At 40.7% G+C, this 13,370-nt stretch carries 12 protein-coding genes and 1 pseudogene; 10 read left to right on the top strand and 3 right to left on the bottom strand.

The genetic code is table 11. The annotated features are described in order from the left end of the window. Positions 1 to 10 precede the first annotated feature (10 nt). Positions 11 to 94 (top strand): DUF6219 family protein, encoded by an 84-nt coding sequence (locus LKD71_RS16900; protein ID WP_227616297.1) that lies wholly within the window; start codon positions 11 to 13, stop codon positions 92 to 94. A gap of 102 nt (positions 95 to 196) precedes the next feature. Here the strand turns inward: LKD71_RS16900 and LKD71_RS16905 are convergent, their stop codons facing one another. The 3 genes from LKD71_RS16905 to LKD71_RS16915 all read right to left on the bottom strand — a co-directional run bounded on the left by LKD71_RS16905 (position 197) and on the right by LKD71_RS16915 (position 1,981). Further along, positions 197 to 850 carry a CpXC domain-containing protein gene (locus tag LKD71_RS16905; protein ID WP_227616292.1) on the bottom strand — a complete coding sequence of 218 codons (654 nt, stop codon included), beginning with the start codon at positions 848 to 850 and terminating at the stop codon, positions 197 to 199. 65 nt (positions 851 to 915) lie between these two features. Further along, positions 916 to 1,431 carry an ImmA/IrrE family metallo-endopeptidase gene (locus tag LKD71_RS16910; protein WP_225876977.1) on the bottom strand — a complete coding sequence of 172 codons (516 nt, stop codon included), beginning with the start codon at positions 1,429 to 1,431 and terminating at the stop codon, positions 916 to 918. Between the two features lie 91 nt (positions 1,432 to 1,522). After that, positions 1,523 to 1,981 (bottom strand): helix-turn-helix domain-containing protein, encoded by a 459-nt coding sequence (locus LKD71_RS16915; RefSeq protein ID WP_005423558.1) that lies wholly within the window; start codon positions 1,979 to 1,981, stop codon positions 1,523 to 1,525. Positions 1,982 to 2,228: 247 nt separating this feature from the next. Between LKD71_RS16915 and LKD71_RS16920 the strand changes: the two genes are divergently transcribed. The 9 genes and pseudogenes from LKD71_RS16920 to LKD71_RS16960 all read left to right on the top strand — a co-directional run bounded on the left by LKD71_RS16920 (position 2,229) and on the right by LKD71_RS16960 (position 13,296). Next, a complete protein-coding gene (locus tag LKD71_RS16920; protein WP_331466511.1) occupies positions 2,229 to 3,518 on the top strand; it encodes a Y-family DNA polymerase in 1,290 nt (429 codons plus the stop codon). Positions 3,519 to 3,595: 77 nt separating this feature from the next. Further along, a complete protein-coding gene (locus LKD71_RS16925) occupies positions 3,596 to 3,949 on the top strand; it encodes a hypothetical protein (protein ID WP_003864619.1) in 354 nt (117 codons plus the stop codon). Positions 3,950 to 5,029: 1,080 nt separating this feature from the next. Beyond that, positions 5,030 to 5,689, top strand: a complete 660-nt coding sequence (locus LKD71_RS16930; RefSeq protein ID WP_015514779.1) for a sigma-70 family RNA polymerase sigma factor — start codon at positions 5,030 to 5,032, stop codon at positions 5,687 to 5,689. A 473-nt stretch (positions 5,690 to 6,162) separates the two neighbouring features. Next, positions 6,163 to 8,868 carry a prealbumin-like fold domain-containing protein gene (locus LKD71_RS16935; RefSeq protein WP_331466512.1) on the top strand — a complete coding sequence of 902 codons (2,706 nt, stop codon included), beginning with the start codon at positions 6,163 to 6,165 and terminating at the stop codon, positions 8,866 to 8,868. Beyond that, positions 8,849 to 9,403 (top strand): annotated as a pseudogene (locus LKD71_RS16940) (ParA family protein); the annotation flags it as partial. The gene LKD71_RS16935 and the pseudogene LKD71_RS16940, both read left to right, overlap by 20 nt. Further along, the gene (locus LKD71_RS16945) at positions 9,393 to 10,307 is read left to right on the top strand and encodes a ParB/RepB/Spo0J family partition protein (RefSeq protein WP_227616293.1); all 915 of its coding nucleotides are present in this window, start codon (positions 9,393 to 9,395) and stop codon (positions 10,305 to 10,307) included. The pseudogene LKD71_RS16940 and the gene LKD71_RS16945, both read left to right, overlap by 11 nt. Further along, the gene (locus tag LKD71_RS16950) at positions 10,304 to 11,287 is read left to right on the top strand and encodes a DUF6017 domain-containing protein (protein WP_227616294.1); all 984 of its coding nucleotides are present in this window, start codon (positions 10,304 to 10,306) and stop codon (positions 11,285 to 11,287) included. The genes LKD71_RS16945 and LKD71_RS16950 overlap by 4 nt, the downstream gene beginning before the upstream one ends. Before the next feature lie 11 nt (positions 11,288 to 11,298). Continuing rightward, a complete protein-coding gene (locus LKD71_RS16955; RefSeq protein WP_227616295.1) occupies positions 11,299 to 11,598 on the top strand; it encodes a hypothetical protein in 300 nt (99 codons plus the stop codon). Positions 11,599 to 11,955: 357 nt separating this feature from the next. Beyond that, complete coding sequence (locus LKD71_RS16960; RefSeq protein WP_227616296.1) at positions 11,956 to 13,296, top strand: MATE family efflux transporter; 1,341 nt, start codon at positions 11,956 to 11,958, stop codon at positions 13,294 to 13,296. The last annotated feature ends 74 nt before the right edge of the window (positions 13,297 to 13,370 follow it).

Raw genomic sequence — 13,370 nt, forward strand, 5'->3', positions numbered from 1 at the left:
TTGCATGATTATGGCTATTTATACAGGACACAAGATGATTTCTGGTAAAAGTAGGAAGAAAAAAGAAGTTTCAGTAGAGAGTGTTGAAGATTAAAAAACAAAATATTTTAATAAATAACGCCGGTGCGGGATTTTTGATATCCAGTACTGGCGTTATTTATTCTACAGGGGCTTGGGGGTGTAGCCACCAAATATACTATTCGTTTTCTGCTTCGGCAAGTTTGTTAAGGATCCACTCCCTATTGATAACTATTTCATCATCATCGCGGAGATCCTTGAAATCATTGCAGTGTGAAGAAGCAAATTCATACATATTGTCAATGTCAACTGCACCAGTAATCTCACCCTTATTAATGATTACAAGAATATTTGTTCCGTCGTCGTCGACAGCAAAGCGCAGTTCATCAAATTCTATATCGGGATCATTTTTGAGAATAGAATCTGTCGCAAGTAATTTAACAAGTTCCATTACCCTGTCATCTTTACCTGCATCAAAGATCTGGATCTTTTCAACGAGCTGATTTGCTGATGTCACAATCCGGTATAAGTACTTTTCGGTACGATAATCAGCCAAAGCATTTTTTTCATAAAATATTTCATATGTCTTCTTTACTTCTGATTCAGGAACCAGATAAATCATGACAAGATCTTCCATCTGGTGATAGAGTGTGGAGTATTTTAAACGAAAGGTCTCTCCACAGCTCGGGCAGGTATAAAGGAAAATAGATTGATTAAGTACCTTCTCTTTCATTTCAGGATCCAGTGCAGTATTAATACTGTCCCAGAGCTCAAAATCTCCCTCATGATGGCAGGAAGGACAAGTTACCTTTTCTATATGATGTCTTGACATAAATGATCCTCCTTTCAGTGAGATAAATCTATAGTTTTTCTATTGTAGAATAATCTTATCCGCTATTATTTCGCCAGAAAATTACTCTGTATCTCCATCGGCATATGATAAGCCTGGCCTCGTTTTGTCAGGCTGTATAGTTTAAAGCTCATGAGTTCCGGAGTCGCATTCAAAGAGCTGCAGAGTCCGAAATAATCCAGGTCTTCGTTCTGAACCATATCTTCAATCTCCTCATCATCAATCAGAAGATCGGCAGCAAACAGATTGGCCTGGTATTCTGTATTATCCGTCATATTGTAGAGGGTATCATCTTGCATTGGAGCCATTTTCAGCTGGGAACGATGCAGGATGATATGCCCTAATTCATGGGCGGCAACGATCATCTTTTCTTCTTCTGAAAGGAAACTGCTGATCATGACATAGATCGTCTTGCAGCTCATAAAACAATATCCTTTCAGTGTCTTATATCTGGAAGTTTCCCCGACCACAATGTTCATCTGATCCATGATCTCAAATGGATCTCGGGTTCCATATTTCTTGATTAATTTCTTTGTTTCTGTATATATGTAAGTGTTTCTCAAATAAATCACCTCAAAAGTAAAAAATAAAAGGGCAGAAATATCCTTGTAACTATAAGGTAACAGATTAGGTGTACAATAATCCCGCCTTCTATTATTTTTCCTCTTGGTTTTTCAGATATTTTTTCGGTGTAAATTTCTTTGCACGTCTTTTGGAATCCAGATAAAGGCTCTGGATCTCATCCATAAAAGCTATTTTATCTTCGTCTGTCAGTGATCCACCGGCAAACATAGCTGCAGCCTGTTCCAGAATCTGCTGAGCCTGTCTGGCACCACGGTTACCAAACTGTTCGGATGCTTCTGTGATAAAAGCTTCATTCTCACTCATGAGATAAGAAACGTCACACTGTAATGCATCTGCCAGTTTCTGATACAGAACATTTTGTTTTGGAAAACGTCCTTCTACTTCCCAGGATCGAATAGTCCTATATGAAACACCAACCATACTGGCCAGTTCCTGCTGACTCATCTTTTTTTCTTTTCTTAATGATCTTACTTTTTCACCGAATGTCATAAACATACCTCTTTCTAAGCCTTGTCTTATAAGTTTCATTAGCCGCTTCAAGGCAAAACGGGAAATGTGTTTCCTTAAAAATAAAAATTAATCTTGACAAAGGGAAATATCTCTCCTATAATGTGAATCACAGATAAGGGAAACATCTTTCCTATAAGATACACAATATTTCCTCTTTTGTCAATGGATATGTGAAATGAATTTCCTGTAATTCAATGAAAACAGGAAGGATAGACAATCATTGATAGTCAAAATGGGATACATGTTAAGAAAAGAGGAAAGACGTATGGGAGGTGGCAATGTGAGTCAGGATCAGACTTCTATTATCTGTATTGATCTGAAGTCCTTTTATGCTTCTGTAGAATGCGTAGAACGTGGGCTGAATCCATTTAAAACAAACCTGGTGGTTGCAGATCCTACCAGATCAAAGTCAACAATCTGCCTGGCAATCACTCCGGCCATGAAGGCGCTTGGCATCAAGAACCGGTGCCGGATCCATGAGATACCGGATTGTGTGAAGTACATTACAGCCATGCCGAGGATGCAGCTGTACATGGATTATTCCGCAAAAATCTATGGAATCTATCTGCGGTATGTCTCAAAAGAAGATATCCATGTGTACAGTGTCGATGAATGTTTTATTGATGTGACAAACTATCTGCAGCTTTATCATCTCACTGCAAAAGAAATGGCGGTAAAGCTTATGCAGGCGGTCATGGAGAAAACTGGTATCACTGCAACCGCAGGAGTGGGAACCAATCTGTACCTTGCTAAGATTGCAATGGATATCGTAGCAAAGCATGTGGATGACCATATTGGAATTCTGAATGAATTTTCTTACAGAGAGCAGCTATGGGATCATAAACCATTAAGTGACTTCTGGAGGATTGGATCCCGGACTGAAAAGAAACTGGCTGGTTACGGGATCCATACGATGGGCGATATCGCAATGGCTTCTTTAAGATCCGAAGACTGGCTGTATAAGATGTTTGGGATTGATGCAGAGCTGTTGATCGATCATGCATGGGGTTATGAAACATGCCGGATGAGTGACATCAAGAACTATCATTCGGAAGAGCACAGCCTATCGAATGGCCAGGTGCTGATGCGAAATTATTCTTTTGACGAAGCACTTGTGATCGTAAGGGAAATGACAGACAATCTGGTCCTGGATCTGTTTGAAAAAGGACTGGTAACAAACTCTCTCACCTTATGGATCGCCTATGACCACAGGTATGAGCATGAGGCATCCAAAGGAACCGTAAAACTCGAAAGAGAAAGTAACAGTTCCAAAAAGATCATAGATGCAGTGGAAGATTTATATCGCAGGATTGCAGACAGATATACCGGAATCCGAAGAATCGAGGTGTGTGCGAACAGGGTTGCTCCTGAAAATTATGTGCAGTACAGCCTGTTTGATGATCCCAAACAGACCGATAAGGAACGGCATTTGCAGGAAGCAGTATTGAATGTAAAGCAGCGTTATGGAAAGAATGCGATCATGCGGGGATCCAACCTGCTAGAGTGTTCTACTTATAGAGAACGCAACGAGCAAATAGGTGGTCACCGTGCTTAGAGGAGGTGCAAAAAGTGCTGGCAAGTGCATATCAACCGTATTTATATTTACCAAGACCGGTTTCCAGGAGACATCCCATGGATGTAGGACGCAGAGCAAAACAGTTTGCTCCATTTGCGGCACTTCGTGGATTGGATGAAACAATCCGGCAACAGGAAATCATTTATGAACCAAAAAGAGATTTATCTGAGGAAAAGAAAAATGAGCTGGATATGAAATTAAGAATCCTGGCATATGGAATGAAGATACAGGCAACTTATTTTCAAAAGTCATGGAAGAATCCATTAATTGGTCAGTACCATACATTATCTGGAACCGTAGAATTTTTTGATCCATCAGTCCACTTACGGATTGATGATACCGAGATCCAGATCCAGGACATCTGTGATCTGACTGGTGATGTATTTGAAACTATTGAAATATCATGTTAATTAATCACAGCGGAATTTTTTATACCGGAAAGAGTGAGTGGTAGCTGGTGAAAGGATAAAAAAGGATGCACAGATCGACAAAGCAGATCTGATCAGAATAGAAATCGTGCTGTTCGTGTAGCTTTGGCACTTACGGAATGGATGGCATGATGCTCATAAGGCGGATTTGATTTCCCTTTGGTCCGTTGAGTAATAAATGGAGAATATCTTATTGCTTAAAGGAGGAAGCCTATATGGGATCAGGTGCTATTAAATGGCATGTACACTGCTCTGTATGTGGAGCATTTATTGAAAAGAGCGCACAAAGCGATTCAGAAGTGGAGTGCAAAAAATGTCGCAGTACATTGGAGATATTTGTAAAGGATGATATGGTGTCGGTTCGTCCGATCCACATCAGAGATGAACAATTAAAGTCCAGGATGCGGACGTATTCCCGAAAGATGATGAATCAGGGATCATAACAGAATAGAATGAGCTGTCTGTAGTAAGCGTTGGATTTGGCAGGAACCATCAAGAACGCACCAGACAGCAAGAGTTTGTCAAGGAGCTGAACCTGACTGGAATCACTAAGAGCCCGGCAAAACATTTACGGATACACTGCAAGATCAGAAGTATTTTCTGGTTTTGGAGATTGTTGAAGTATTTGTTTTGTCGGGCTTTTTTGATGTATTTAAAAAAATTTTTAAATTTTTTGTCGTACCCCACTGTAAAACAGGCTCTCAGCGTTTCGTTATATAGAGGTTGAATTCTCTTCTGCAAAAATAATTGCAGAGAGAGATTTTGATAATATGGCGCAAAGGAGGAAGCAAAGATGACTGAAATCGAATACCAGGAATTTGTAAGGCATTGTCCTTACGATGCTATGGGCGATTATTCCATGTTTCGCAAAGAGCAAACAGAGAATGAATCAGAAGATGCACATATCAACTGAATAAGCCAGGCAATCTGGCAAACTTAATCTAAACGCAGATACATGCGTTACAAAGGAGTCACGGACTCCCGTTCAAAAAAAACGGGTGAGTTCGTGACCTCTTGTACTGCAGTTCTTTATGTCTGTGCAGAAATTTCATAAAAGATGGAATGGACCACCCGGAGCCGAAAGGCAGAAAGGTGGTCTTTATGTTGACATTAAAAGAACTGAAAAAAATCGTGAAAGTTGCTGATGTGGAGAAGAGAATCCCAAGCGTGAAATCCTTGAAGGAACACAAAGTTGTAGTAAAGGAAATGATCAATGCAGATACAACAATCTCTGTTTATGATCACGGATATGTACTTTATACAGCAGGAAATCAATCAACCGTATTTCCGCTTCATAGTTGTGATGACTATGAATATGTGAGTGTAACTGGCGATAACAAGGAATTCAATAAAGAGTTCTTTGATAATGAAAACTGGTATATCCGTCTGCTGATGGAGGCTGAAGACCGTATGGCATACAGCCAGAGCAAAATCAGCACCAATCATGGTGTGTTTTCTAACAGCGATGTTACAGATGATGCGGAGATTATGAGAGGATCTTCAAAAGATTTTGTTGACGATGTTATCGACAGAGAAATTCTGCATGCGCTGATCAAGGAATTGACAGAGAGGCAAAAGATGGTACTCAATCTGGTTTATTTCGAAGAAATGCGTCAGCAGGATGTCGCAGATTATCTGGGAATCAAACAACAGAGTGTAAATGACCTCCTGAACAGAGCATTAAAAACGATGAAAAAAAAGGCGGAAAACGAAGAATTTTAAAAAAATTTCAAAAAAATTGAATTAGACCACTGTAAAACAGGCTCTGAGCGTTTCGTTATATGAAGGGTTTGCATAGAACACCTTCATGTACCTTGAAAAATGAATAGCCTGCCCGGAGTGATATTTGATTTGAACATGCATAGAGCGAAAAGCTGCGTGTCTGCCAGAAGAAAACGTATCAGAGATGGAAACTGATATAGGAACGGATCCGGGAAAGAAAACAGGAAAACGCTTAAATCTTAAATCAAAATAAAATGTCTGAATCTAAAAAGAGGATGACAGTAGAAATCATGTGGCGGTATTTGTGACAAACAGGTACCGCCATATATTTGTGCTGTTATCTCAGCTTGTGCTGACTGTCCCAAATAGCACAAATTTCAGGAAAGGAGGCGATCATCTTCGTATAAAAGATAATATGCAGAAACTAACAGATAACCATACACAAAAGAATCAGAAAGGAAGGATTTAAGAGAATGAACGTGAAAAAGAAAGCACGCAGGGTGATGTCCGGTTTACTGACTGCAGTAACGGTTCTATCGACGGTACTCTCTCCCGCTGTTGCCTATGCTTCTGATGATGCCGGATCTGTAAAAAAGATTCCGTATTATGAGGAGATCAAGGATCAGTTGGATGAAGATGAAGTGGTAACTGCAAAGGATTATGAGATCAAGGTTGGAGACAATTTCGATGTAAAGAGTGATTATACCGGTCTTACGATCCAGGATGACAGCAAAGTAAAAGTTACATTTCAGGAAGCAAAAGATACGGACGGGAATGATTTTTCTACCGATTATACCAATTCCTATAAGGCAGTCTATTATGTAGAACCACAGACAACGGATCACCCAACCTACCAGATCAATCGAAAGATCGTGGTAAAAGAAGCGGATCAACAGAAAGATTCGCAGTCAGAAAGTTCTTCTGATCAGGATGCTGGTTCTTCCGATAAGACAGAAACAGAGGATTCTGAGGCTGACTTGTCTACAGAGGGAACTGATGCTGCTGACACGGAGAGCAAAACAGAACTGACAGAAAAAGAATTTGATGCAGAAATCGAAGCAACGGAGGATCAGGAGACCGTTGATCCGGAAACAGGGATCACACTCTCAGAGGTTATGCAGGAAGCTGTTGACCAGGAAGTTGCTCTTGCAGATCTTGAAGCAGGCGAAAGTATTACTTTTGATATGCCAATGATGCTTGCTTCCGGTGAAACAGGAACAAAATCAGTCACAGTTACAGCCGGCTCCTGGTACTATTACGCAGACTATGGATTAGGTTCTTATCTGACTTGTCCATATTATGTGAAATGGGGAAGCATCAATGCGACAGCATACTGTGTTGAACCATCGAAAAAAGGACCGGGAAATGGAACTTATACGATCCAGAAACTTGCCGATGGAAAGACACTTGCAAAGGTCTGCTATTACGGAACAAAAGCAAGTGATGAGAATGGTTTCTTCGATGAGAAACATCCGGATTTTCCGGCAGGAAAGAGATTCATCATTACCCATCTTGCAGCAGCTTATGCAAATGGATCCAGTGACTGGGCATCCGGAACTAATGCAACAGGAAAGAACCTGGCAATGGAGCTTTACAATTATTGTGTAAATATGCCGGACATTCCGTCTGTAGATATGAGCTTTTCCGAATCTAATGTAAAGGCTTATGTGGAAGGAAACAGCCAGCGAACAAGTATGATCACATTCAAAGCGGATAAACTGCAGACGATCACTTTCAAGCTGCCGAAAGGTGTAAAACTTGTAAATGTGACAACCAGAAAAACAAGTGCTGCAGGGGCTAATGTGGAGATTTCCGGTGGTACAAAGTTCTATCTGACAGCACCACTTAATCAGGCTGAAAATGTCAGTGCTACTTTCTCTTCTAAGATGAAAGGAAGTATTGATAAGGAATATTCAGCCTATAAGATCACAACAGGATCTGGAACACAGGACCTGGCTCTTGTTTTCGGTGAAGGTGTTGGAAATGAGAAATATGTGGATTTTAAAGTAACCTGGACAAAAGAATGCAAAGTATCCATTGTAAAGAAAGATCAGGATACAGGAAATGCACTGGCTGGTGCAGTGTACGGGATCTATTCCGATGCTGCATGTACAAAGCTGATCGCAGAGATGCCTGCAACTGATCAGAATGGTGCTTCACAGCTCACAATGGAGAAAACACAGGAAGTTGTTTATCTGAAAGAAATCTCTGTTCCAACAGGGTATCAGATCGATACAAAGTCTTATAATGTGACTCTTGCTATCGGAAAGACAACGACCAAAAATGTAACAGACAAACGTGTAAATGCAAAGATCAACATTGCAAAACAGGATGCTGAGACAGGGAATGCAGCACAGGGTGATGCAACGCTGGAAGGTGCAGTATATGGCCTTTATGCAAGGGAAGATATTGTTCATCCGGATGGAAGAACCGGAACGATCCATAAGAAAGACAGCCTGATCACATCCCTGACAACGGATAAGAATGGCGAAGCTTCTGTATCGGATCTCTATCTTGGAAAGTATTATCTGAAAGAGCTTAGTGCTCCGGTGGGATACGTACTGGATCCGACAGAACATGATGTGGACTGTACTTACGAAGGTGCTACTGTTCCGACAGTAGAAAGAACTTCTGTATGTAAAGAAACTGTCGTCAAACAGCCATTCCAGATCATTAAGGCAGCAAACAATGGAAAAACCGATGCAGATCTTCTTAAGGGAGTTGGTTTTTCAGCATGGCTTGTCAGTGATCTGAAAGTAAAGGCAGATGGAAGTTATGATTTTGATTCAGCCAGACCGGTTGTACTGACTGCAGATGGACAGACAGAAATGTTTACCGATGAAAAAGGATATGCAAAATCGATTCCGCTTCCATATGGAACTTATGTGGTAAGAGAAACCACAAGCAAACACAACTATGCACCGGTTGATGATTTTGTAGTGAAGATCACAGAGAATCATCCGGATACACCGCAGACATGGCGAGTGCTTCTGGATAAAGAATTCAAAGCAAAATTAAAGATCATCAAAAAGGATGCTGAAACACAGAAATCTGTACTCCTGGCGAATACCGAATTTAAGGTATACGACCTGGATAATCAGAAATATGTGGAACAGACAACATCCTATCCAAAGCCGACGGTACACAAATCTTATCACAGATGGGATTCTGCATCATAAAGAAAATGTAGATCTGCTTCCGGCAAATATCGAATTATCAGCATTGGAAGTAACAATGGGGAATGTGATGAGCAGAGAGCTGATTATGAAGGAATATATTGAGGCTGTGAGAACGAATTATGACTATATCTTGATTGACTGTATGCCAAGCCTGGGACTAATGACAATCAATGCACTGGTAGCAGCGGACTCCGTGTTGATTCCTGTACAGGCGGCTTACCTTCCGGTGAAAGGTCTTCAGCAGCTGATACATACGATTGCAATGGTGAAGAAACGGCTGAACAGGCAGCTCGTATTTGAAGGAATACTTCTCACAATGGTAGATTTCCGCACAAACTATGCAAAAGATGTGGCTGGTAAAGTGCGTGAAGCTTATGGAGAAAAGATAGAGATTTTTGATACGGTGATTCCTATGTCAGTGAAAGCAGCTGAAACAAGTGCAGAAGGTGTCAGCATTTTTTCTCATTGCCTGAATGGAAAAGTAGCGAAAGCATATGAGACGATTGCAAAGGAGGTACTGGGAAATGAAGAGTAAGAGTGCAGACAAAATAAAGATGCCTAGTATAGATGAACTGCTGGGAGTATCCGGTGAGGAAAGTGCAACAGATATTGAGATTAGCAGAATACATAGCTTTGCAAATCATCCATTTAAAGTTTTGGATGATGATAAGATGGATGACCTGGTAGAGAGTATTAAACAGAATGGTGTGCTGACACCTGTTTTAGTAAGGCCAGATAAGAATAACAGCTATGAGATGATATCCGGGCATCGAAGAATGCACGCAGCGATAAAAGCAGGACTGGAAACTATACCAGCCATTGTGCGGGATATGGAAGACGATGAAGCCATTGTCATAATGGTAGATGCTAATATTCAAAGGGAAGAGTTGCTCCCAAGTGAAAAGGCATTTGCATATAAAATGAAAATGGATGCGATGAAGAGGCAAGGTGCCAGAAATGATATAGCAGATTCCACTTACACCCAAAATGGGTGGAGGTCAGAAACAGCAGCGGTAATTGGACAGCAGGTAGGAGAAAGTAAAAATCAAGTTAGAAGGTATATCCGACTTACGGAACTCATTCCAGACCTTCTTGATTATGTAGATAAGAAACGTCTGCAGTTTACTGTTGCGGGTGACATTTCCTATATTGACAAAGAGATTCAAACATGGTTATTTGAATACATCAAGGAAAATGGTACGGTTAAAGCAGTTCAGGTAGCGGCACTCCGCACAGCACTTGAAGCAGGAACGATGACGCAGGCGAAAATGATCTCCATACTGGTAAACAGTCAGCCTGGCAGGAAGCAGGAACAAAAAATCACGTTATCAGAGAAAAAACTGAGAAATTACTTCTCTGATAAATATACGGCGGAGGATATGGAAAGTGTAATTCTGGAACTTCTGGATCAATGGAAGAGAGGTGAGATAACAGTATGAATTTTGAATACTATTATGGCACTCAGGCTGATCAGTTCAGTTTTATCCGGATTCCAAGAATATTATTATTAGATGAAGCATTTTCCGCACTGTCTTTATCAGCTAAAGTACTTTACTCGGTACTTCTGGACAGAATGGGACTGTCAATGAAAAATAAATGGCTTGACGAAGAAAACAAGGTGTACATTATCTATCAGATCACGGAGATACAAAGTGACTTGGGATTCTCTAAGAAAAAAGCAATGGATTATCTCACAGAATTGGAGAAAATCGGACTGATTGAAAAGAAAAAGAGAGGCTTTGGATTGCCGAACATTATATATGTTAAGAGCTTTATGGTACATCAGAGTAGTCAAAGAAGTAATGAAATGGGAACTTCACAGGAAAAAGATGCGGTACATAGAAGTATCGAAAGGGGAACTCCTGAGGTGATGAATAAGCACCTCAGAGGTGCCGAAACAGATACCTCAGAAGTGCCCAAAAACGGACTTCAAGAGGTTCCCAAAACGGTACCGCTATATAATAAGACTTATATGAATTATAATAATCAGAGTAATATGAAATCGAATCATATCAAATCAGATGGCGATAGGATTCGATGTGATCAAAAAGAACAGGAAATCAATGCTTATGCTGAATTGGTAAAGAAAAATATTGATTTTGATGTTTTACTGCATACGTATAACAGAGAGCAGGATCTGGTAGAAGAAATATATCAGCTGATTCTGGAAACCGTTCAAACTGAAAAGGATATGATACGGATTGCCGGCGAATATTATCCGGCAGGCTTTGTGAAGGGGAAATTACTGAAACTGAATTATTCGCATATCGAGTATGTGCTGGAGTGCATGGATAAAAACACTACGAAAGTCAGAAACATAAAACAGTATTTACTGGCTGCTTTATTTAATGCACCATCAACGATTGGAAGTTATTATAAAGCAGCGGTAAATCACGACATGCCACAGTACGCAAACTGAAGGAGGTACTTATGATCGTTTTAAGAATGGCAGGAAAAATTTTATTGTTACCGGTGTGGTTATTATTAGCCACTGCCCATTTACTGGTAAAGATCGCAGTTGAAATCTACTGCATCGGCAAAGGGATTGTCAATCTCATTCTGGGTTTTATGCTGATTGGAACACTGCTCTGGTACAGACAATGGGAGCGGTTTGCTTTACTTGCAGTTGCCAGTGGTATCTTGCTGTTCTTTCTGTGGATCGGAGTGTTTATGGAAGTTATACTGGAATCAGCACAACACAAAATTGGAAAATGGATTATACAGATATAAAGAAAGTATCTGCCAGAACATAAACGGAAATCCCGATCATTCCGGCAACACTCTGGGTTACATATTTAGTGAATCTTTTCAGCATAATTCTTGTCTCCTTCCGTAAAGACTTGCCTTCTATTATATATCTGTATTTAAAAAAATAGCAATCAAAAACTCCTCTCAGGCGCTATGCATAATAATTTCAACAACATGCTGCTTATAGCAGGTATTGATAAATTTATATCATTCTGATGAAATATTATATTTCATTTTTCACGTTAATGATGTAAAATTATCAATGTAAATATCAGGGCATATTCGAATAATCATTTCTAAACTTTTTCAAATATGCTCCGGAAAGGAACTTTTATACTAATGAAAACCAAGATTCAGGATATGACCTCCGGTTCACCGGGACGGTTGATCATTCTTTTTGCAATTCCCCTGATGCTGGGAAATCTCTGTCAGCAGCTTTATACAATGGTGGATACCATGGTTGTTGGCCAGGTTGTAGGTGTGGAGGCTCTTGCCGCACTGGGTGCTGTTGACTTTCTGATGTGGGTTGTCACAGGAATATCCACAGGACTCACTCAGGGATTTTCTATTCAACTCTCCCAGTATTATGGGGCAAAGGATTTCGAAAATCTGCGTAAATCTCTGGCTCACAGTTACCGGCTGACCGCATTCATCGCAGCCGGAGTATTGATTCTCAGCCAGTCATTTGCTTCGCTGGTATTAACAGGGCTGCATACACCTTCCAATATTATCGGAATGTCTCTGTTATATCTGCGCATCATTTTCTGTGGAATCCCCGCCACAGCAGCCTATAATATGTTTGCCTCTGCTCTAAGGGCTATGGGAAACAGTAAAACACCGCTGACCGCAATGATCATCGCATCTGTGCTGAATGTCTCACTGGACATCCTTTTTGTGGCAGGCTTCGGATGGGGTGTGGCAGGAGCAGCAATCGCAACTGTGATTGCACAGAGCTTCTCCTCTGTTTACTGTTTCCTGATTTTACGCAGAATTGATATCGTTCATCTGACCAGAGCAGATTTTATGCCTGCCTCCGGCATGAATGCCCGCCTGATGAAGCTTGGTATTCCTGTTGTATTTCAGAATATCATCATCGGTGTGGGCGGTCTGGTAGTCCAGTATGTGATCAATGGCTACGGTTTCCTTTTTGTAGCAGGATTTACAGCTACAAACAAGCTTTATGGTCTGCTGGAAATGGCTGCTATTTCCTATGGATATGCCATCGTTACCTATGTGGGTCAGAATCTGGGAGCCGGAAAGATTGACAGGATCAGAAAAGGCGTCCGCAGCAGTATGCTGCTTTCCCTGCTTACCTCACTGATCATTTCTGCTGCCATGCTTTTATTTGGAAAAAATATTCTCTCACTTTTCATCTCAGGTGAACCGCAGCAGACACAGCAGGTACTGGCAATTGCTTTTAAATACCTTTCTATTATGGCTGCCATGCTCTGGGTTTTGTACTTTCTGTACGTGTACAGATCTGCACTTCAGGGGCTGGGAGATACCTTAATGCCTATGGTAAGTGGTATGGCTGAATTTGTCATGCGTATCAGTGCTGCACTGATCCTTCCCCATTTTATCGGACAGGACGGTATTTTCTTTGCAGAGATTGCAGCATGGAGCGGAGCCACTGTGATCGTATGCATCAGCTATTATGTACGGATGCATAAATATCATTAACTAAGACTTCCCATACCTAAAATGGGATTCGTACCTTAAAAATTCAATATTTCAGCTAACAAAATAGTGATTTA

It is taken from the genome of Fusicatenibacter faecihominis (genome assembly GCF_020686945.1).
Taxonomy (GTDB): domain Bacteria; phylum Bacillota; class Clostridia; order Lachnospirales; family Lachnospiraceae; genus Limivivens; species Limivivens faecihominis.

Coding starts and splice junctions, on each gene's coding strand:
- LKD71_RS16935 (WP_331466512.1), top strand. CDS start 6,163: ATGAACGTGAAAAAGAAAGCACGCAGGGTGATGTCCGGTTTACTGACT.
- LKD71_RS16925 (WP_003864619.1), top strand. CDS start 3,596: ATGGATGTAGGACGCAGAGCAAAACAGTTTGCTCCATTTGCGGCACTT.
- LKD71_RS16900 (WP_227616297.1), top strand. CDS start 11: ATGGCTATTTATACAGGACACAAGATGATTTCTGGTAAAAGTAGGAAG.
- LKD71_RS16960 (WP_227616296.1), top strand. CDS start 11,956: ATGAAAACCAAGATTCAGGATATGACCTCCGGTTCACCGGGACGGTTG.
- LKD71_RS16930 (WP_015514779.1), top strand. CDS start 5,030: ATGGACCACCCGGAGCCGAAAGGCAGAAAGGTGGTCTTTATGTTGACA.
- LKD71_RS16905 (WP_227616292.1), bottom strand. CDS start 850: ATGTCAAGACATCATATAGAAAAGGTAACTTGTCCTTCCTGCCATCAT.
- LKD71_RS16915 (WP_005423558.1), bottom strand. CDS start 1,981: ATGAAACTTATAAGACAAGGCTTAGAAAGAGGTATGTTTATGACATTC.
- LKD71_RS16955 (WP_227616295.1), top strand. CDS start 11,299: ATGATCGTTTTAAGAATGGCAGGAAAAATTTTATTGTTACCGGTGTGG.
- LKD71_RS16950 (WP_227616294.1), top strand. CDS start 10,304: ATGAATTTTGAATACTATTATGGCACTCAGGCTGATCAGTTCAGTTTT.
- LKD71_RS16920 (WP_331466511.1), top strand. CDS start 2,229: ATGGGAGGTGGCAATGTGAGTCAGGATCAGACTTCTATTATCTGTATT.
- LKD71_RS16945 (WP_227616293.1), top strand. CDS start 9,393: ATGAAGAGTAAGAGTGCAGACAAAATAAAGATGCCTAGTATAGATGAA.